We start from the raw sequence: 18644 nt of genomic DNA, 5'->3' as shown, positions 1-18644 counted from the left end.
ACTCTCGGCGCTGACACCCCCACCCCTGCCCCTCCCCGCAAGGGGGGAGGGGTTTCAGTTTTCGAGAATTCAATGCTGCAGATCCGACCCTCGACCGACGCCGACATCCCCGCGATCACCGCGATCTACGGCTGGAACGTGCTCAACGGGTTCGGGACCTTCGAGGAGGTCCCGCCCGACGCGGCGGAAATGGCGCGGCGGCGCGAGGCCTTCCTCGCCCGCGGCCTGCCCTATCTGGTCGCCGAGCTGGACGGAAAGGTGGTGGGCTACGCCTATGCCGGTCCGTTTCGCCTGCGCGCGGCCTACCGCTACACCGTCGAGGACAGCATCTATGTCGCGCCGGACGTGGTGGGCCATGGCGTCGGGCGCGCCCTGCTCCAGGCCCTGATCGACGCCTGCGAGGCGCTAGGCCTGCGGCAAATGTGCGCAGTGATCGGCGATAGCGGCAACACGGCCTCCATCGGCCTGCACGCCGCCCTCGGCTTTGAAAAGCAGGGCGTTTTCCCGGATATGGGCCACAAGTTCGGCCGCTGGCTGGACCTGGTCTGGATGCAGCGTCCCCTGAATGGCGGCGGTTCGACACCGCCCGACCAGCCGGGACTGTCCCTCAGCGGGGTATAGGGGTCCGCCCGAAGTAAAGTTTAACCTCGCGCGCGTATAGACTAGCGTCGGACGTGGTCGAGGGCTGGGCTTGCAGGTGAAGGAGACCGAGGCGGATCGGCGAGCGGAAGTTGCGCTTATGCGCGCTTACGTGCCCATCATGCGCGGCTATCTGATCACCAGCGCGATCTATTATGCGCTGATCACCCTGTCGCACCCCTTCTATGAAACCGGACCTGCGTTCCTGATCCTGGAAGGCCTGTCGGCCACCGCCTGCTTCTATGGCCTGGCGACCTGGATCCTGCTCGGCCGCCGCGCCGTCGTGGGCTGGGGCCTCGAGCTGGTGGCGCTGGGCATGAACGCCCTGTTGCTGGCCAACGTCGTCGCCTACCAGATTCTGCACTTCGAGCCGGTGAAGCTCGTGTACTTCGTGCTCATCGGCCTGGCGTTCGCCACCTCCGCCCCCTCGCGTCGCGTGGCGCTGGTCAGCGTCAGCGCCACCTTCGGCGGCCTGATCGTGATGGCCAGGGAGGCCCCCGACGATGTGATCAGCACCTACGCCTTCGTGAGTCTGGCCGGTGCTTTCGCTGCCCTAGGCATGTCCAGCCTGATGCGCGGCGTGGTCCTTCGCGAGGTGCGCTCCCGCCTGGCCAGCGATGCGCTCAATGTCGAGCTCCAGCGCGAACTGACCGAGAACCGGCGACTGAAGACCGAGGCCCAGAGCCTGGCGCTGTCGGCCGAGACCGCCAACCGCGCCAAGACCGAGTTCCTGGCCACCATGAGCCACGAGATCCGCACGCCGCTCAATGGCGTGCTTGGCATGGCCCAGATCATGGCGGCCGGCGATCTCAGCCCGGACCAGCGCCGCCGCTTGGACACCATCACCGCCTCCGGGCAGTCGCTGCTGGGCGTGATCAACGCCATCCTCGACATCTCGAAGGTCGAGGCCGGCAAGATGGAAATCCACCCGGCCCCGTTCGACCTCTCCGCCCAACTGGACGGGCTGCGGCAGTTGTATGGCGGCTTGGCGCGCGACAAGGGCCTCGACTTCGACCTCGAGATCGCCGCCAGCGCGCAGGGGTGGCGGCTGGGCGACGCCGATCGCCTGCGGCAGATCCTGTCGAACCTGATCTCCAACGCGATCAAGTTCACCGACGACGGCGCCGTACGGGTGCGCGTCGACGGCGACGACCAGACGATCACGGCGCGGGTCGCCGACAGCGGCGCTGGCATTCCGGAGGCCGAGCGGGATCGCCTGTTCACGAAATTCGTCCAGCTCGACAGCTCCAGCACCCGCCGGGCCGGCGGCTCGGGCCTGGGCCTGGCGATCTGCAAGACCTTGAGCGAGCTGATGGGCGGCGCGATCGCCTATTCGGCGGCCGAGCTAGGCGGGTCGTGCTTCACCGTCACCCTGCCGATGCCGCGCGTGGAGCCGGAAGCGGGGTCCCATCCCGCCAGCGATCTCGCCAAGGCGGAGGACGCGACGTCCGAAGCGCCCAAGATCCTCGTGGTCGACGACAACCAGACCAACCGCGCCGTGCTGCTGACCCTGCTGGGCCATATCGGCGTCGCGGCCCAGTTCGCGGTCGATGGCCGCGACGCGCTGGCGATGTGGGAGGCCGGCCATTTCGACGCCATTCTGATGGACATCCACATGCCGGTCATGGACGGCGTCGACGCCAGCCGCGCGATCCGGTCGCGCGAACTGGCCACCGGGCGCGCCCGCACGCCGATCATCGCGGTGACCGCCAGCGTCCTCACCCACGAAACCAGCCTGTACGCCGAAGCCGGCATGGACGGCTTTGTGCCAAAGCCGGTGGAGATCCCGCGCCTGGTGGAGGCGCTGGGCCGCGCCCTGTCGATCGATCCGCTCGTCGATCACGCCGACACCCGGGGCGTCGCCTAAAGCGCGTCAGGTTTGTGTGTGAGCGGTTCGGGTCACCCCGCCGCCAGACCTGCGCGCCGGACCACGCGAAAAAAAGGGGGCGTCGGAACGCCCCCTTTTGATTCCAGAAGCCACGCCGCCGCAGCGACGTCGCGCCGGTCTCAGCCCTTGCGCGAACGCGGGGCCTTGGTCTTGCGGCCGCCCTGGCCCAGGCCCAGGGCCTTGGCCATCTTGGAACGCGCTTCGCTGTAGGCGGGCGCGGTTGTCGGATAATCGTTGGGCAGCCCCCACTTGGCCTTGTACTCCGCCACGGTCATGCCGTGGGTCGTGAGGTGGCGCTTCAGCGTCTTGTAAGGCTTGCCGTCCTCGAAGCTGATCAGCGCTTCGGGCGTGATGCTCTTGCGGATCTGAGCCGGCGTCGCCTTGGTGACGGTCTCAACCTGAGGCGCGGGCGGCGCGCCAATGCCCGCCAGCGCGTCATGCGTCGCGCGGATCAACGCCGGAAGTTCCGAAACAGGCGTAGAATTATTTGCCACGTAATTGGCGACGATTTCCGCCGTAAGCTCGATCAGGGTCGCTTTGTCTTCCACGATCACAACTCCATTCCCCTATTCTCCCGCAAATACACCTTCGTTTGAGAAAAACAAGTAGTTCTGCGCGAGAGCGATGATTGATTCGTTTTAGAGCTTAGCAATCGTTTGTGGAGGAACGCGCCCGGCGAGGAAAATTTCCGTCAACTATAACGCTGACCACCTCGTTTTAGGTCCGGAAAACAGGGTTAAAAGCGCTAAACCGCTTAGCTGTCTCGCAAGTGCGAATAGCCCGCATGTATGCGATTGTCGCTCAGGACGCGAATATCTATTTCTCGTATCAAAAGTCAGAATAGACACGCAGACGTTGAGACCGAACCAACATTCCGGCGTGACGTGGACCGAGCCAGCACCCGTCTCGATTTGGCTGGAAAACAATCGGCCGTCTTCGGCAGGATCTCGCAATGGACGCCCGCCGCTCTTGTGATCTGCGCCGCGACGCGGCCGCGCGCTCAGCCTCCGACCGCAAAGCCAAGCCGCCAGGCGCGAAACTAAAGACCGCCGGAAAAGGCGAACAAAGCTCGCTTCGCGAGCCTGGAAGACGCAAGACTAGCCAGGGGGAGAAGTGGCTGGGGAACTAGGACTCGAACCTAGAATGACGGTACCAAAAACCGCAGTGTTACCATTACACCATTCCCCAGCAGGAACGGCGAGACCCGTCAGGGCCCGGCGAGGCGGTGGAGATAGCTCACGACTCGGATGGATGCAACAGCCCATTTTCGATCTTTTTTCGGGTCGTCGCACGAACGTCGAAAAAGGCGCTTGCGCCCTCCGAAACACCCTCCTATAAGGCCGGCCTCCAAGTCGGAGTGTGGCTCAGTCTGGTAGAGCACTGCGTTCGGGACGCAGGGGTCGCAGGTTCAAATCCTGCCACTCCGACCATTTCCTCCCCGCCAACCAGAGGCGGGAAACTTGCCAAGAAAACAGAACTTTAGCGGCAGGCGCCAAGACGCCGACCGCCGCGGTGCGCGATGCGGCGCGCCGTCGTGCGCTCTTCGTTTGGAACCATCCGCGACACCGGTTAGCTTGTTCCTGACTTCTCCCAACGGGACTTCCGATGAAGCAGTTCTTCCTGACCGTCGCCGGCGTGTTCGTCGGTCTTTTGTTGTTCGTGGTCGGCGTTCCGTTCCTGCTCGTGGTGATCGCCGCGGGGGCCGCGCGTCCCGCCCCCACCCCGGCTCACACGGTCCTGCAGCTGGACCTGCGCGAGGGCCTGACGGACCAGGCGCCCAAGAGCCCCTTCGCCTCGCTGGGCGGAAGCGGCGACTCGGTCCTGTCGATCATCGAGACGCTGCGCCGCGCCGAGAAGGACGACAAGGTCCGCGCCATCCTGGTGCGCCTGCCCGAAGGCGGCGTGGCCCCGGCGGCCGCCGACGAGCTGCGGCTGGCGTTCAAGCACTTCCGCGACGTCGGCCACAAGCCGATCTACGCCCACAGCCAGGGGCTCTATCCCTCCGGCATGGTGACCTCGACCTATATGCTGGGCGCCTCGGCCAGCGAGTTCTGGATGCAGCCCGACAGCAGCTTCCAGGCGGTCGGCCTCTCCAGCGAGTCGATGTTCTTCAAGCGGTTCTTCGACAAGTACGGCGTGAAGGCCGACTACGAGCAGCGCTACGAGTACAAGAACGCGGTCAATCCCTACCTCTATAGCGACTACACCCCGGCCCACCGGGAATCGACGCTGTCGTGGATGGGCTCGGTCTATCGCACGGCCCTGGTCAGCGCCGCGGTCGACCGCAAGCGCGACCCGGCGCAGCTGACCCGCACGCTCGAGGACGGCCCCTACAGCGCTCAGGAAGCGCAGCAGAAGGGCCTGATCGACAAGGTGGGCCAGGTCAGCGAGATCCAGGCCTTCGCCCTCGACAAGGCCGGCAAGGGCGCCAAGCTGGTCGACTTCGGCGACTACGCCTCGCGCACCAAGGCCCCCGCGGCCAAGACGGGCCCCGCCATCGCCGTGATCGGGGCCGAGGGGGCCATCGTCACCGGGACCGGCGGCGGCGGCTCGCCGTTCGGCGGCGAGAGCAACGTCTATTCCGACGACGTGGCCGAGGCCTTCCACGACGCCACCGAGGACAAGGACGTCAAGGCCATCGTCTTCCGCGTCTCCTCGCCGGGCGGCTCGGACACGGCCTCGGAGCAAATCCTGGCGGCCATGAAGGCGGCCAAGGCGGCCGGCAAGCCCGTCGTGGTCAGCATGGGAACCTACGCGGCCTCGGGCGGCTACTGGATCTCCAGCCAGGCCGACTCGATCGTCGCCCAGCCCTCGACCCTGACCGGCTCGATCGGCGTCTATGGCGGCAAGTTCGCGATCGGCGACGCCCTGGCCCGCTTCGGCGTCGACACCAAGCAGCTGCATGTCGGCGGCGACTATTCCCAGGCCTTCGGCTCGGGCGACGGCTTCACGCCCGAACAGCGCGCCAAGTTCGCCGGCTGGATGGACCGCATCTACGCCGGCTTCGTCACCCGCGTCGCCGAGGGCCGCAAGCTGCCGCCCGAGCGCGTGCGCGAGATCGCCAAGGGCCGCGTCTGGACCGGCGAGCAGGCCAAGCAGCTGGGCCTCGTCGACGAGCTGGGCGGCTTCTACCAGGCGGTCGACAAGGCCAAGGCCCTGGCCAAGCTGAACGGCGACGTTCGCCTCAAGCGCATCGACGGCGGCCAGTCGCCGTTCGAGGCCCTGGAGAAGCTGCTGGGCGTCAGCGAGACCTCGGTCCGGACGCTGGCGGCCGCCGCCTGGGTCCTTGGCGACCCGCGCTCCCAGGCCATCCTCGACGAGATGGCCAAGGCCCGCCTGCGCGCCGCGCCGGGCGGGGCGTCGGTGCTGGCGGACACGCCGGTGCGCTAGGGCGTGAGGCCGAAAGTGGGAACCGGTTTCGGCTGACCTCATGCTCTAAGGCTCTGAGCGCTTCAGGCAGACAGCAAGAAGGCCGCCCGGGCGTCCCTGGGCGGCCTTTTCTTTGAACGCGACCTAGCAAGGCAGGGGCGATCACGACCACTTCCCTACCCTCCCGGCGGCGCCGCGGGATAGGACCCCAGCCGCCCCCATCGGCGGCTCAGGTGCATGTGACGGGGAGCCCCGGCCGCCATGGCGAGGCCAAAAGGACCCGTTGAGGCCCGCTCGCCCGACCCTGGCGCCAGAACCGGCCGTGAGGGTGGTTCTCTCCCTAAGCCCTTCCCCACCTCAGTCCAGAAACGACAATGCCGGCGCTTTCGCGCCGGCATTGCTCCGATCGAAGGTGAACCTTCGGATCAGAAGGAGTAGCGAACGCCCAGGTACAGGCGACGCGGAGCAACCCAATTGGTGCCCTCGCCGAGATCGTACGTGCCGTCGCCCGCGACCAGCTTCATGACATCCGTCGTCGATTGCTTGTTCAGGATGTTGAAGATGTCGAGGAAGAACTCGGCCTTGCCGCCGAGGCCGGGCACTTCGTGCTCGTACTTCAGGCGGGCGTCCAGGGTGTAGTAGGACGGCGCCTTGGCGCTGCCGATGCCGCCCGGCAGGTACCAGCTGTCGGTCACGCCGCCGACGTTATAGGGCGTATCGACCATCGGGGCGAAGTAGCGACCACCGGTGTTGACCGCCGGCGTGTAGAGCGCGCCGCTGTTCCAGTTGAACACCGCCGAGGCTTGCAGGCCGAACGGGAAGTCGTACGAGCCATAGGCCTTGAACTGGTGCTTGATGTTGCCGGGCGTCGGGCCGTAGGCGTTCGGCGCACGCGGGTCGAGCGCGATCCAGTCGCCTTGGTAGTCGGCGTTGGAGTCGGAGTTCGAGTTACCGGTGGCCTTGTTGTGGGTGTACGAGGCCTGACCGAACCAGTTGCCGGTCTTGTACTTCGTCACCGTCAGCTCGAAGCCGGTGTAGTTACGCTTGCCTTCCGGCAGGGTGCCGATCACGTAGTTCGAGTTCGGCTTGCTGTTGTAGCCGAAGTACGAGTACGGCAGGTAGAACAGCGTGCCCGGCGAGGCGTAGCCGTTCGGACCGCACTTCGTCACCGTACAGGTCGGATCCGAGTACAGGGTCAGGTCGAAGTCTTCCATGATGTCGCGGGTGCGACGATGGTTGACGGTGGCCTGGACGCCGATGCTCGAGCCGATGGTCTTCGAGTAGCTCAGCTGGAACTCGTCGGTGTACGGGGTCTTGGTGTTCGGCGAGAACAGGGCGTCGGGGGTGGTGGCGCCGCCGCGGGTGCGGAAGGTGATCCACTGACCGCCGATGTAGATCTGCTCTTCGTCCACCGGGCCGGTCAGGGCGCCGGCGAAGTCCGACATGTTGTTGCGGATCGGGTCGTAGTAGCGGCCGACGAAGGCCGAGATCTTCGACCGCGCATCGCCGTTGACGTCGTAGACGACGCTCAGGCGCGGCGCCAGTTCCCAGTCAAACGTCGCGACCTTCGAGCCGTCGGAGGCGTAGTGCTCCCACTTCTCGGCGCGAACGCCGGCGCCGACGGTGAAGCGATCCCAGGTCCAGGTGTCTTGCAGGTAGAGGGTCTGACCCTTGCTGTCGACGCTGTAGGGGGCGCTGGTGGTCCGCAGGGCGCGGTACATGTTCACGTTGCCGTAGGGGTTACCCGTGGTGGACGTGAACTTGTAGGCGTTCAGCTCGGCGACCGAGACCGTGCCGTCACCGTTGGTGTCGACGGCGGCGCGCGCGGTGGCGTTGGCGTTCAGAGCCGACAGGATGCGGGCGTTGTCGGTCGACGAAACCGAACGGGTGGTCCACTTCAGCGAGCTACCGCCGTACTGGTCCCAGGTCACGCCCGACGAAGCGGCCGCGACCGAGGCGTAGGTGGCGCCGCCGGGGACGCTGCCGTCTTCGGCGTAGATGTTCTTGCTGTTGATGTAGCCACCCTTGACGGTGTGGCTGCCGTAGTTGGTGTCGAGGTAGTACTCGAAGTTGCCGCCGAATTCCTTGCGGTTACGGTGCGTTTCGAGGTTCGAACCGAAGCCGCCCAGCTGGCGCTGAGCCGTGGTCGCGCCGGCGGTGCTCAGGAAGCCGACGTTGTCGCGGACCGACTGATCGGCGGCGTTACGGGTCAGCTCACCCTTGTGCTCGAAGTAGTAGCCGTTGACCTGCAGGTTGTCCCACGTGTGGGTGTAGTCGATCTTGTAGTTGTCGCCGCCCTGCTTGGTCGTGCGGTCACGGTTGTTCAGAACCGTCTGGTCCGACGAGCCGGTGAAGGTGGTCGGGTCGTTGAAGAACGTACCCGTCAGACGGTCGTTGTCCGTGATCTGCCAGGTGGCCTTGAAGAAGCCGTACTTGGAGTTGTTTTCCACGGTGCGGCGCACGGAGCCGGTGTTCGGATCCAGCACTTCGTCCGAACGGTGCTTCTTCTGGTACGAACCGAAGACCCACAGGCGATCCTTGATGATCGGGCCGCCCAGGGTGAAGGCGGTGTCATAGGTCTTGAAGCCGCCCGACGACTGGTGCTTGTCCTTGGCGACCAGGCTGTCGTTCTGCAGGTAGTAGTTGACCGAGCCGTGCCACTGGTTCGAACCCGACTTGGTCACGACGCGCGAGACCAGGCCCGAACCGCCGGCGTATTCAGCCGGCAGGCCGCCGACCAGCACTTGCTGTTCCTGGATGATTTCCGAGTTGAAGTTGGCGCCGAAGGTGCCCGTCGACGGGTCGGTCACGTCCACGCCGTCGATGAAGTACAGGTTGTCGGTCGACGAGCCCGTGGAGCCGCCGACGTCCGAGTAGTTGACGCCCGAACGCGACGACGGGTTGCCGCTGGTCGACGGCTTCACGCCCGGAACCAGCTGCAGGTAGCTCTGGTAGCTACGGCCGGTGGGGAGGGCTTCCACGGTCTGCAGGGTCAGGGTGGTGCCGACGACGGCCGAGGTCACGTCAACGGCCGCGAGCGAACGGCCGGTGATGACGATCTCTTCGACCTTGTTGCCTTGCGAGACCAGGGCGTAACCGTACGAACGGTCCTGGCCGGACACGACGGCGACGTTGCTGGCGCTGAACTCGTTGTAGCCGGGCGAGGCGACCGAGACGGTGTAGTTGGTCGACGGGTCGAGGCCGCTGACGCGGACGCGGCCTTCGGCGTCGGTCGTGCCGGTCTTGGTGACCAGGCTGTCCGGCGAACGCACGGTGACCGTGGCGTTGGCGACGGGCGCGCCGTTGTCGCCGCTGACGGTCACGCGCAGGGCGCCGGTCTGGGATTGGGCGAGAGCCGCGCCCACGATGAAGGTGCTCATCGCCACACCTAGGGCGACGCGGCTAACCCCCTTCGACAGGTCACGGAAACGCTTTTGGCTCGCCAACATGGCGCTGCCTTCGTTGGAATTCATGTTGATCATGGTCCCCTCTGCGGCGGCGCAGGCGGCAGGCGGACAAACCCCTTAGAAACTTTGTCCGGCCTGGAGCGGAAAACCGCCGATTGCGCCACCAGATCACTGGTGTCCCGGAAAGTATTTTCCCGGTTAAGGGGACGTTAGGGGGCTGGAAGACCGAGGGTCAATCGTCATTACAAAATTGCAATTCACATGACCCTCCCCTGTCGCAAAAGCGCCACAGGGCGGACACTTTTCAAGGCGCCCCCAAGCTTCCCATGGGGCAAGCACGCTCCGCCGCTCCGGCAGGGCGCTGATTTATTTGGGCATTCAAGGACTTACAAAACACGGTTTTGCCGGATTCGGCCGCAGGGGAAACTTGGCCATAAAATTCCGCCGGCCGATTGACAGTCGCCACAAATCGCCTCGCACGCCTGCGTTTTCGTGAAAGTTTTTTAAGAATTCGCATCACAGCCCACGAACCTGCCTAGCCCCGAAGCCGCTTTGCTAGGCGCCGCCGGTAGGGTCCTGACCATTGCCTAGGCGCCGTTGCAGCGCGAAAATGATCTCGCGACAGCCCCGTGTCGCGCTTCTCAGTTCGGCGGAGCCATGAGCGATTTTCGACGCGTCACCGACTCTCTATCGGTCAGCCCCCAGGTTTCGGAGGCCGACATGGCCCGCGCCGCGGCGGAGGGATTCGTTCTGGTGATCAACAATCGCCCGGACGGGGAAGACCCCAGCCAGCCGTCCAGCGCGGCGATCGAGGCGGCCGCGCGGGCGGCGGGCCTGGACTATCTGTATGTGCCGGTGCGCGGCGGGCCGACGCCGGATCAGGTCGAGACGGTGCGCGAGGCCGTCGAGGCCGCGTCCGGGCCGGTCCTGGCCTTCTGCCGCTCGGGCACGCGCTCGATCGTCACCTGGTCGATCGGCCAGGCGATGGCCGGCGCCGACCGCCAGACGCTGGTCGAGCAAGGCCTTGGGGCCGGCTACGACCTTTCGGGCGTGTTGCCAGCCTGAGCGAAGGCGATCACACGCGCGGCCATCGGCGTCGGTTCGGCCTGGCAACTGGCCAGGACGAACTGCGCCAGCGTGATACAGAGGATCGCCAGACCCGCGGCTCGAAGCCGTTTTGATACAATGATCGCTGCGTCCGCCGCCATGACCGGGTCCCCAGGGCATATCCCCGCCCGCCCGGCGCAAGACCGGCGCCGCACGGCAGACGGAGCCACCTCATGATTCCCTTCGTCCGCGAGCTGGCCTTCGAGTACGGCCGCTGCGATCAGGTCTCGCCGCTGGTCCGCCGGGTGATCGCCCGCAATCCCGGCCCGTTCACCTATACCGGCACCGGCGTCTATATCGTCGGCCAAGGCGAGGTGGCGGTGATCGACCCGGGCCCCGACCTGCCCGAGCACTTCGAGGCGCTGAAGACGGCCCTGGCCGGCGAGCGCGTCACCCACGTCCTGGTCACCCACCACCACCTGGACCACAGCCCGCTGGCCCACCCGCTGGCCGCGCTGTTCGGCGCCAAGGTCCATGGCCGCCCCGCGCCGGCGGACCATGGCGAGGCCGCCGCGCCGGGTCTCGAGGAAGGCGCCGACGACTGCTTCCGTCCCGACGTCGTCTTGGCCGACGGCGACGTGATCGCAGGGAGCGGCTGGACGCTGGAGGCGGTGACCACGCCCGGCCACACCTCCAACCATGTTTGCTTCGCGCTACGGGAGGAGAACGCCCTGTTCTCCGGCGACCACATCATGGGCTGGTCGACGACCGTGGTCAGCCCGCCCGACGGCGACATGGGCGACTATTTCGCCAGCCTGGCCAAGGTGCGGGCGCGGAACTTCCACACCCTATGGCCGACCCACGGCGCCCCGGTGCGCGAGGTCGGGCCGTTCATCGACGCCTATATCGCCCACCGCAAGGCGCGCGAGGCCCAAATCCTGGAGGCGCTGGGCGCGGGCTTCACGTCCATACCGGCCATGGTCCCCAGCCTGTACGCGGCGGTGGATCCCAGGCTGCATCCGGCGGCGGCCTTGTCGGTGCTGGCGCACGTGAACCAGCTGGTGAAGGAAGGCCGCGTGGTCGCCGAGGGCGAGGGGCTCAGCGGCGAATATCGTCTGGCTTAGGCGCTCGCCTGATGGCTCGCCCCTTCGTGTCATCCCGGAAGCCTCGTAGAGGCTATCCGGGACCCAGGGGGTGACGGAACGCCGTGCGCGCCGCCCCTGGGTCCCGGCTCTCCGCTTCGCTACGGCCGGGATGACAATAGAAAATGAGCTCAAAGCGACTTGGTTGGCGCGTTAGGGAAACAGCCGCTTCGTCGTCCAGCCGTCGCCGACGCGGTCGAACACCAGCCGCTCGTGCAGGCGGAACGGCCGGTCGCGCCAGAACTCGATCGTGACCGGAACGATGCGATAGCCCGACCAGTGCGGCGGGCGCGGCACCTTGCCCAGGCCGAACTTCAGGCCCATCTCGGCCACCCGCTTTTCCAGCGCCAGACGGTCCGGCAGCGGCTGGGACTGATCGCTGGCCCAGGCGCCGATCTGGCTGTGGCGGGCGCGGCTGGCGAAATAGGCGTCGGCCTCGGCCTCGGTTACCGGCTCGACGAGGCCCCGGATCCGCACCTGGCGGCGCAGCGATTTCCAGTGGAACAGGATCGCGGCCTTCGGGTTGGCCGCCAGCTCCCGCCCCTTGGCGCTGTAGGTGTTGGTGTAGAAGACGAAGCCGCGCGGATCGAAGTCCTTCAGCAGCACCATGCGCGAGTCGGGCATGCCGTCGGCGTCGACCGTCGAGACGGTCATGGCGTTGGGGTCGTTGAGCTCCTTCTTGCCCGCCTCCTCCAGCCACTCGGCGAACAGGGCGAAGGGATCCTCCTCCGACAGCAGCGGCGGCGGCGTGGCCTCGGTGACCTGGCGGACATAGTCGTCCTCGCTGGGCGAGGCGGGGATCAGGGTCTGGTCGCTCATGAACCCTGATATAGGCCCCGTCGTGGCGCGGAGCCACAGTCCCGGCCCTTTAAGGGAAAGTCTTAACTTAACGCCCCGTTGACCATCCTGGCGGCAGGGTCGCGGCCATGACCGCCAAAGGCCCCGTCCTGACGCTTTTCGCCGCGCGCGCCCTGCTGGGCGTCGGGGCGGAGGCGGACGAGCGCGCGCTGCGCAAGGCCTATCGCGAGGCCGCCAAGCGGGCCCACCCGGACCGTCCGACCGGCGACGCGGCCCTGTTTCGCGAGGTCCAGGCCGCCTATCGCCTGCTGCAGGACGCCCTGGCCCGTCCAACGACCTTCGCTCCAGCCGTGACCACGCCGGCGGCCACCAACTCCGCCTTCCTGGATATCGACATCGCCACCGCCGTGGCCGGCGGTTCGGAAGAGCTGTCGGTCGATGGCCGCCGCCTGCGGCTGAAGCTGCCCGCCGGCCTGCGCGCCGGCGACAAGGTGCGGCTGCTGGACGTGCTGTTCGAGGTCCGCCACCGGCCGCTGGACGGCGCCCTGGTGCGCGGCGACGACCTCTGGCTGACCGGCAAGGTCGCGCCCCGCGTCCTGGCCGAGGGCGGCCGGGTCGAGGCCGAGACGCCGCTGGGTCCGCGCCAGGCCTGGATCTCGACCAAGGCCGCCGAACGCGGGCTGGTTCGCCTCGCCGGCCACGGCCTGCCCGCCCGCGCCCACCACCGCGCCGGCGACCTCTTCCTGCGCTTGGAAGCCCGCGAGGGCGAGAAGGACAGCCTGGCGCGCTCGCTGCTGCGCCGTTTCGCGGCGGCGTGGGCGGCCTGATCTAAAAAAAGTCGGTCGCACGCGATCTTTTTCGAGCGGCGACCTTGAAGTTATATCGCACGCGATTAAATCGCTCACATCATTCGAGAGCGAGGAGTTTCGCCATGACCACCCTCTACACCACCCGCGCCACCGTCGTCGGCGGCCGCGAAGGCCACGCCCGCAGCGAAGACGGCCTGCTGGACGTTCAGCTGTCGATGCCCAAGTCGCTGGGCGGCAAGGAAACGGGCACGAACCCCGAGCAACTGTTCGCCGCCGGCTACGCCGCCTGCTTCCAGAGCGCCATGGCCCACGTCGCGCGCACCCAGAAGATCGCCCTCACCGGCTCGACCGTGACGGGCCAGGTCAGCCTCGCCAGCGCCGGCGCCGGTTTCGCCCTGGAAGTCGCGCTCGAGGTCGAGACCCAAGGCCTCAAGCAGGCCGACGCCGAAGCCCTGGTCGCCACCGCCCACCAGGTCTGCCCCTATTCCAACGCTACGCGCGGCAATGTCGACGTGGCCATCAGCGTCAAGGCGGCGTAAGCCAGTCGACATGACAGAGAAACCCGCGTCGTCCGAGAGCCCTGTCGAGATCCTGCGCCTCGACAACCAGCTGTGCTTCGCCCTCTACGGCGCGGCCAACCGGATGACGCGGCTCTATCGGCCGATCCTCGACGCCCTGGGCCTGACCTACCCGCAGTACCTGGCCATGCTGGTGTTGTGGGAGCGGAGTCCGCGCACCGTGGGGGCTCTGGGCGACGCGCTGGACCTTGATTCCAGCACCCTGACCCCGCTGCTCAAGCGGCTGGAGGCGGGCGGCCTCGTCGAGCGCCACCGCGATCCGGACGACGAGCGGCGGGTCATCGTGGCGCTCACGGACAAGGGCCAGGCTCTCCGCGAACAGGCGGCCAGCGTGCCGGAGAAGCTGTTCTGCGCGCTGAACATGCCGATGGCCGACCTCACGACCCTTCGCGAGCGGCTGAAGACGGTCGCGCGGTAGCGGCTTACTCTCGCGCCGCCTCGACCGGCTGCCCCTGACGCCGCGCCAGGACGGCGGCGTGGTCGGCGTCGCTGGTCTGGCGCAGGGCGCGCAGGTCTTCGCTGATGCGGAAGATGGCGACATAGAACTCGCAGAACGCCCGCCACAGCAGCACCAGCGCGCCGGCGACCAGCAGGCCGGCGACCAGCACCGGGAAGGCCAGCAGCAGCGAGCCGACGCCCGGCTCCTTCAGCGCCAGGCCCACGGCCGCGCCGACAACCGAGAACGCGAACAGGGCCACGACGCCGAGGCCCGCCCAGTAGATGAAGTGAATCACCGGCCCGGTGACCAGGCGATCGAACGTCAGAAGATCCCAAAGCAGCGAGTTGGACCCACGCTTGGTCTTGTTGGCCGGAGGCATACGGGAACCCCAAGTCGGCGGAAAAACCGCCCCTTTGCAGGCCATCGCTAGCAGCGAGAAGCCCGCTCGGCAATGCCGAGCGGGCCAAGGGTGTCATCGTCGAACGGAACGACGGCTTACTGCGGCTTGGCGCCGGCGACCGTCGCGTCGATCTGGGCCTTGGTGGCCGTCGTCGAGACGCTGCCGTCCGCGCCCGCGCTGAGGCTGTTGGCCGGCAGGGCGAACTTCACGCCGCCGTTGGTGACGATCACGTTGGTCGAGCCGTCGGCGCCGGTGCTGGTGCTGCTGATCTGGCCGACCGGAACGCCCTGGGCGTCCTTCACGGCCGAGCCGACCTTGAAGCTGGCGACATTGGCCGAGCTGGGCGTGGCGGCGCTATCGGCGGTGCTGGCCGAGGGCGAGGTCATCGTCGACCCCGGCGCGGCCGACGAAGCGCCCGGGCTGGTCATGGTCTGGCCGGGAGCCATGGTCTGGCCCGGCGTGGTCATAGACTGACCGGGCGCGGTCATGGTCTGGCCGGGCGCGGTGGTCTGACCCGGGGCGGTCATGGCGCCCGTCGAACCGGGGGCGGTCGTCGTCGGCGAGGTCGCGCCGGTCGAGGTGGTGCTTTGGGCGAAGGCGGCGCCGGCGAACGTCAGGGACGCGGCGGCGGCGAGCAGGGCGATCTTGTTGGTCATGTTCACTCTCCGTCGAGGCCCCTCCGGCGGAAACAACGTGACCTTGCGATACCGGTTCCGTCGGGAAGTCGACGCGGACTCTACCGGGGCGCGCTTTTTGTGACGGCGAGGGCCGAAATGTAGCCCCGCGCCAACCGAACCGTCCGCGCCGCTGTTCCGTATCCGTCGGGGCAAGTGGCGTCGCCACGAGATTGGCGTACCCTGCGCGCGATAGGCCGACCGGCGACGGTCCGCGACGTCACGAGGATCCGATGAACACGCTGGACCAGGTCCTGGCCAAGGTCGCCTCGCAGAAGACCGCCCTGCCCGCCCTGTATGGCGACGTCGACTTCGCCATCACGCCCGAGCGGTTCACGACCGACCCCAGGCAGAGCGTCGCGCCCCGGCTGGCCCGCGCCAAGCTGGATCCGGACAAGATCGCCCTGATCAAGGCCTACACCATGCTGGGCGATATCGTGGCCGACGCCTACGCCGCCCTGATGCCGCGCTACGGCTTTCGACCGCTGGTCGAGATGCTGACCAAGGCCTGCGACGAGGGGATCGGCGCCGTGCCCGACGCCCCGCCTGAGCTGGCCGCCTTCATCGCAGACATGCAGCGGATCCCCGACTGGCTGGACATGGACCTGGTCCGCGAAGGCCAGCGCCTGGATCGCAACGCCGCCGCCAATCTGGGCCCGTTCGCGATCCGCGGCGCGTTCATCGCCACCTTCATGAACAAGTACGCCGCCCTGCCGATGGCCCTGACCGGGACCCTGTCAAATGACACAGCGGCGCGGCGGGTGAACGAGACCGCGACCTTCTTCACCGCCACCCTTCTGCCCGGCTCGCTGGAGCGGCATGGCGCGGGCTTCCGCGCGGCGGCCATGGTGCGGCTGATGCATTCGATGGTGCGGTTCAACGCCCTGAAGCGCTCGAACCTCTGGGACGTCGGCGTCTACGGGATCCCGATCCCCCAGGTCGACCAGATGCCCGCCGGCCTGATCCCGATCTTCCTGATGAGCTACAAGATCGTCGGCGAGGGTCGGAAGACCTTCACGGCCGAGGAGCGCGCGCGGGTCGAGCTGGCCCGCTACCGCTGCTTCCTGCTGGGCTTGCCCGAGGACCTGCTGGCCGACACCCCGCAAGGGATCGTCGACACCATGAACGCCCGCAGCGCCACCCTGCGCGCCGGCTTCGACGACGCCACCTGCGGCGAGCTGGTCCGCGCCACGCTGAACGCCTACCTGCTCCCCGACGAGCGCCCCGAAAGCCGCCTGTTCGACCAGGTCGAGCGCGGCTTCTCCAAGGTCTTCTTCCTGCAGAACTTCCTGAACGGCGACGTGGCGGCGGCCAAGCGCATGGGGGTCGAGATCGGCCCGCGCGACTTCATGCTGTTCGGACTGGTCGCCACGCTGGCGACCGGCCAGCTGACCGCCTATCGCCTGGCGCGGCGGGTCCCGGGCCTGGCGCAACTGGCCGACGCGCGGCTGGTGGGACGGCTGAAGCGGCAGCTCAAGCGCTACGGCCACGCCGAGTTCACCTCAGATGCGGAGAAGTATCGGCCGGCGACGGGGGCCAAACCCGCAACGATCTAACTATCCCGACCTCCCCGGCGAATGCCGGGGCCCAGATTCAGCCTGAGCGATTGGGCGTTCGCGCCTTGAGCCTAGCCAAGACGAAACACGCTCGAGGGTTCGATCTGGGCCCCGGCCTTCGCCGGGGAAGTCGGATTCAAGGAACGCCTACAGCGTCGCCATGTCGATCACGAAGCGGTAGCGCACGTCGCTCTTGTGCATGCGCTTGTAGGCCTCGTTGATCTGGTCGATTGAGATGGTCTCGATCTCGGCGACGATGTTGTTCTCGCCGCAGAAGTCGAGCATCTCCTGGGTTTCCTTGATCGAGCCGATCATCGAGCCGGCCAGGGTGCGGCGGCCGGGGATCAGGGCGAAGGCGTTCAGCGGCACGGGCTCTTCCGGCGCGCCGACGATCACCATGGTCCCGTCGATCTTCAGCAGGGCCAGGTACGCGCCCCAGTCGATGCCGGCGGAGACGGTGCAGATGATCAGGTCGAACGTGTCGGCCAGGGTCTCGAAGGTCTTGGGGTCGTTGGTGGCGTAGTAGTGGTCCGCGCCCAGGCGCAGGCCGTCGGCCTGCTTGGACAGGGTCTGGCTCAGCACCGTGACCTCGGCGCCCATGGCGTGGGCCAGCTTGACGCCCATGTGGCCCAGGCCGCCCATGCCCAGGATCGCGACCTTCTTGCCGGGGCCGGCGTTCCAGTGGCGGAGCGGCGAGTACAGCGTGATGCCCGCGCACAGCAGCGGCGCGGCGGCGTCCAGCGGCAGGTTCTCCGGGATCGACAGGACGTAGTCTTCCTTGACCACGATGTGATCCGAATAGCCGCCGTAGGTCGGCGTGTCCGAACCCGGCTCGAAGGCGCTGTAGGTCAGGACGAGGCCCGGCTGATACTGCTCGCGGTCGAGGTCGCGGGCGGCCTTGCAGGTCACGCAGCTGTCGACGAAGCAGCCGACGCCGACATGATCGCCTTCCTTGAACTTGGTGACATTGGCGCCGACGGCGGTGACCACGCCCGCGATCTCGTGGCCCGGCACGATCGGATAGACGCTCTGGCCCCAGCCGTTGTCGACCATGTGGATGTCGGAGTGGCAAACGCCGCAATATTTGATCGAGATGACGACGTCGTCGGGATTGGGGTCGCGGCGCTCGAACGTGAACGGCGCCAGGGGCGCGCCAGCGGCGGGCGCCGCGTAGCCTTTAGCGGTGGCCATGGGATAGTCCTTGAATTTGGAGACCGCGATCGGGGGAGGATCGCGCGCGGCAGACTTGCCATATGGCGCGGCGCGGGCGGTAGACCAGTCCGCCGGACCGATTGCACGATCCTCCAGATGGTGGATGGAGCGGGTGCCGAGAGCGGAAAGGCTGAAAGTCTGTTCAGGGTGGAAGGCGGACGTCAGCGGCGGGTTTCAGAGACCTGGATCACTAGGTCGGCGGGCTCATCAGGGAGCATGGCCCGCCAGGATTGTTTTACGCCGCTAACCGGTTCGAGCCGCAGTCGCATGACGTCTGCGGCCCTTCGTGAAGCAATCTCCGGGAAGGCCGCGCTGACAGCATCCAGCAGCCAGCCCTGGGGATTACTTTTCCGAAGCTCGATCGTCCTCGTCTCGGCGCCACAGGTAATGTGATAGCGGAAAAGCGGCATCTCGAGCTCCGGCGGCGATGGTGGATATCACCAGACATCGCGATGGTCGCCAACGGGTGGTGGGCGGAAGTCAGCTTCCTTCTCCCCTTGCGGGAGAAGGTGTCAGCGAAGCTGACGGATGAGGGGTTGAAAGGCGTATCAGGATAGCAGAGCGCGACCCCTCACCCGACCGCCTTCGGCGGCCACCCTCTCCCGCAGGTGTTCAGACCGGGGACATCCGTGACAGGTGTTCGGAGACATCCGTGACACATTTTCCGATCTCGAAGGGAGGTCGGA

Annotated in this window: 17 protein-coding genes, 2 tRNA genes and 1 pseudogene; 10 read left to right on the top strand and 10 right to left on the bottom strand. The window is 67.1% G+C overall.

The window, feature by feature from the left end:
• Positions 1-72 precede the first annotated feature (72 nt).
• Entirely contained in the window at positions 73-621 is a 549-nt protein-coding gene (locus DI526_RS17555) for a GNAT family N-acetyltransferase (protein ID WP_304280711.1), read from the top strand.
• A gap of 118 nt (positions 622-739) precedes the next feature.
• A complete protein-coding gene (locus DI526_RS17550) occupies positions 740-2506 on the top strand; it encodes an ATP-binding protein (protein ID WP_304280709.1) in 1767 nt (588 codons plus the stop codon).
• Positions 2507-2646: 140 nt separating this feature from the next.
• Here DI526_RS17550 and DI526_RS17545 read toward each other — a convergent pair whose 3' ends face one another.
• Together DI526_RS17545 and DI526_RS17540 are read right to left on the bottom strand one after the other, a co-directional pair.
• Positions 2647-3075 carry a MucR family transcriptional regulator gene (locus tag DI526_RS17545; protein WP_304280707.1) on the bottom strand — a complete coding sequence of 143 codons (429 nt, stop codon included), beginning with the start codon at positions 3073-3075 and terminating at the stop codon, positions 2647-2649.
• Positions 3076-3641: 566 nt separating this feature from the next.
• Positions 3642-3715 (bottom strand) — tRNA-Gln (locus DI526_RS17540).
• 165 nt (positions 3716-3880) lie between these two features.
• Between DI526_RS17540 and DI526_RS17535 the strand changes: the two genes are divergently transcribed.
• Together DI526_RS17535 and sppA are read left to right on the top strand one after the other, a co-directional pair.
• Positions 3881-3957 (top strand) — tRNA-Pro (locus DI526_RS17535).
• A 175-nt stretch (positions 3958-4132) separates the two neighbouring features.
• On the top strand, positions 4133-5917 hold the full coding sequence (gene sppA / locus DI526_RS17530; protein WP_304280705.1) for a signal peptide peptidase SppA: 1785 nt from the start codon (positions 4133-4135) through the stop codon (positions 5915-5917).
• A gap of 404 nt (positions 5918-6321) precedes the next feature.
• Here sppA and DI526_RS17525 read toward each other — a convergent pair whose 3' ends face one another.
• Positions 6322-9378: a TonB-dependent receptor gene (locus tag DI526_RS17525; RefSeq protein ID WP_304280703.1), complete on the bottom strand. Its 3057-nt coding sequence runs from the start codon at positions 9376-9378 to the stop codon at positions 6322-6324.
• A 582-nt stretch (positions 9379-9960) separates the two neighbouring features.
• On the opposite strand from DI526_RS17525, the gene DI526_RS17520 reads away from it, so the two are divergent.
• Entirely contained in the window at positions 9961-10368 is a 408-nt protein-coding gene (locus DI526_RS17520; protein WP_304280701.1) for a TIGR01244 family sulfur transferase, read from the top strand.
• Here DI526_RS17520 and DI526_RS17515 read toward each other — a convergent pair.
• Positions 10338-10511 (bottom strand): hypothetical protein, encoded by a 174-nt coding sequence (locus tag DI526_RS17515; protein ID WP_304280699.1) that lies wholly within the window; start codon positions 10509-10511, stop codon positions 10338-10340. The two genes, DI526_RS17520 and DI526_RS17515, sit on opposite strands and share 31 nt — an antisense overlap.
• A 72-nt stretch (positions 10512-10583) precedes the next feature.
• Between DI526_RS17515 and DI526_RS17510 the strand changes: the two genes are divergently transcribed.
• Entirely contained in the window at positions 10584-11474 is an 891-nt protein-coding gene (locus DI526_RS17510; protein WP_304280697.1) for an MBL fold metallo-hydrolase, read from the top strand.
• A 55-nt stretch (positions 11475-11529) separates the two neighbouring features.
• On the opposite strand, the pseudogene DI526_RS17505 reads toward DI526_RS17510, so the two are convergent.
• Positions 11530-11619 (bottom strand): annotated as a pseudogene (locus DI526_RS17505) (hypothetical protein); the annotation flags it as partial.
• 26 nt (positions 11620-11645) lie between these two features.
• Positions 11646-12311, bottom strand: coding sequence for a pyridoxamine 5'-phosphate oxidase (gene pdxH, locus DI526_RS17500; RefSeq protein WP_304280695.1), 666 nt, complete (start codon positions 12309-12311; stop codon positions 11646-11648).
• Positions 12312-12418: 107 nt separating this feature from the next.
• Here pdxH and DI526_RS17495 point away from each other — a divergent pair, with 107 nt between their 5' ends.
• From DI526_RS17495 to DI526_RS17485, 3 genes are all read left to right on the top strand, one after another.
• Positions 12419-13117: a DnaJ domain-containing protein gene (locus DI526_RS17495; protein ID WP_304280693.1), complete on the top strand. Its 699-nt coding sequence runs from the start codon at positions 12419-12421 to the stop codon at positions 13115-13117.
• A 104-nt stretch (positions 13118-13221) separates the two neighbouring features.
• The gene (locus tag DI526_RS17490) at positions 13222-13638 is read left to right on the top strand and encodes an organic hydroperoxide resistance protein (RefSeq protein WP_304280691.1); all 417 of its coding nucleotides are present in this window, start codon (positions 13222-13224) and stop codon (positions 13636-13638) included.
• Between the two features lie 10 nt (positions 13639-13648).
• Positions 13649-14095, top strand: coding sequence for a MarR family winged helix-turn-helix transcriptional regulator (locus DI526_RS17485; protein WP_304280689.1), 447 nt, complete (start codon positions 13649-13651; stop codon positions 14093-14095).
• 4 nt (positions 14096-14099) lie between these two features.
• Here DI526_RS17485 and DI526_RS17480 read toward each other — a convergent pair whose 3' ends face one another.
• Positions 14100-14540, bottom strand: coding sequence for a DUF4282 domain-containing protein (locus DI526_RS17480; RefSeq protein WP_304280687.1), 441 nt, complete (start codon positions 14538-14540; stop codon positions 14100-14102).
• A gap of 71 nt (positions 14541-14611) precedes the next feature.
• A complete protein-coding gene (locus DI526_RS17475) occupies positions 14612-15172 on the bottom strand; it encodes a hypothetical protein (protein WP_304280686.1) in 561 nt (186 codons plus the stop codon).
• Between the two features lie 251 nt (positions 15173-15423).
• On the opposite strand from DI526_RS17475, the gene DI526_RS17470 reads away from it, so the two are divergent.
• Entirely contained in the window at positions 15424-16746 is a 1323-nt protein-coding gene (locus DI526_RS17470) for an oxygenase MpaB family protein (RefSeq protein ID WP_304280685.1), read from the top strand.
• Positions 16747-16893: 147 nt separating this feature from the next.
• Here DI526_RS17470 and DI526_RS17465 read toward each other — a convergent pair whose 3' ends face one another.
• Both DI526_RS17465 and DI526_RS17460 read right to left on the bottom strand, forming a co-directional pair.
• Positions 16894-17937: an NAD(P)-dependent alcohol dehydrogenase gene (locus DI526_RS17465; protein WP_304280684.1), complete on the bottom strand. Its 1044-nt coding sequence runs from the start codon at positions 17935-17937 to the stop codon at positions 16894-16896.
• 182 nt (positions 17938-18119) lie between these two features.
• Positions 18120-18368 carry a hypothetical protein gene (locus tag DI526_RS17460; RefSeq protein ID WP_304280681.1) on the bottom strand — a complete coding sequence of 83 codons (249 nt, stop codon included), beginning with the start codon at positions 18366-18368 and terminating at the stop codon, positions 18120-18122.
• Positions 18369-18644: the final 276 nt, after the last annotated feature.

This window comes from Caulobacter segnis (assembly GCF_003243465.1).
Taxonomy (GTDB): domain Bacteria; phylum Pseudomonadota; class Alphaproteobacteria; order Caulobacterales; family Caulobacteraceae; genus Caulobacter; species Caulobacter segnis_A.
Note: the sequence above shows the minus strand (reverse complement) of the source record. Positions and strands in the feature narration are given on the sequence as shown.

Bases quoted from the DNA above. Each gene is read 5' to 3' on its own strand.
- DI526_RS17555 (WP_304280711.1), top strand. From the start codon at position 73: ATGCTGCAGATCCGACCCTCGACCGACGCCGACATCCCCGCGATCACC.
- DI526_RS17550 (WP_304280709.1), top strand. From the start codon at position 740: ATGCGCGCTTACGTGCCCATCATGCGCGGCTATCTGATCACCAGCGCG.
- sppA (WP_304280705.1), top strand. From the start codon at position 4,133: ATGAAGCAGTTCTTCCTGACCGTCGCCGGCGTGTTCGTCGGTCTTTTG.
- DI526_RS17525 (WP_304280703.1), bottom strand. From the start codon at position 9,378: ATGATCAACATGAATTCCAACGAAGGCAGCGCCATGTTGGCGAGCCAA.
- DI526_RS17520 (WP_304280701.1), top strand. From the start codon at position 9,961: ATGAGCGATTTTCGACGCGTCACCGACTCTCTATCGGTCAGCCCCCAG.
- DI526_RS17515 (WP_304280699.1), bottom strand. From the start codon at position 10,511: ATGGCGGCGGACGCAGCGATCATTGTATCAAAACGGCTTCGAGCCGCG.
- DI526_RS17510 (WP_304280697.1), top strand. From the start codon at position 10,584: ATGATTCCCTTCGTCCGCGAGCTGGCCTTCGAGTACGGCCGCTGCGAT.
- pdxH (WP_304280695.1), bottom strand. From the start codon at position 12,311: ATGAGCGACCAGACCCTGATCCCCGCCTCGCCCAGCGAGGACGACTAT.
- DI526_RS17495 (WP_304280693.1), top strand. From the start codon at position 12,419: ATGACCGCCAAAGGCCCCGTCCTGACGCTTTTCGCCGCGCGCGCCCTG.
- DI526_RS17490 (WP_304280691.1), top strand. From the start codon at position 13,222: ATGACCACCCTCTACACCACCCGCGCCACCGTCGTCGGCGGCCGCGAA.
- DI526_RS17485 (WP_304280689.1), top strand. From the start codon at position 13,649: ATGACAGAGAAACCCGCGTCGTCCGAGAGCCCTGTCGAGATCCTGCGC.
- DI526_RS17480 (WP_304280687.1), bottom strand. From the start codon at position 14,540: ATGGCCTGCAAAGGGGCGGTTTTTCCGCCGACTTGGGGTTCCCGTATG.
- DI526_RS17475 (WP_304280686.1), bottom strand. From the start codon at position 15,172: ATGACCAACAAGATCGCCCTGCTCGCCGCCGCCGCGTCCCTGACGTTC.
- DI526_RS17470 (WP_304280685.1), top strand. From the start codon at position 15,424: ATGAACACGCTGGACCAGGTCCTGGCCAAGGTCGCCTCGCAGAAGACC.
- DI526_RS17465 (WP_304280684.1), bottom strand. From the start codon at position 17,937: ATGGCCACCGCTAAAGGCTACGCGGCGCCCGCCGCTGGCGCGCCCCTG.
- DI526_RS17460 (WP_304280681.1), bottom strand. From the start codon at position 18,368: ATGCCGCTTTTCCGCTATCACATTACCTGTGGCGCCGAGACGAGGACG.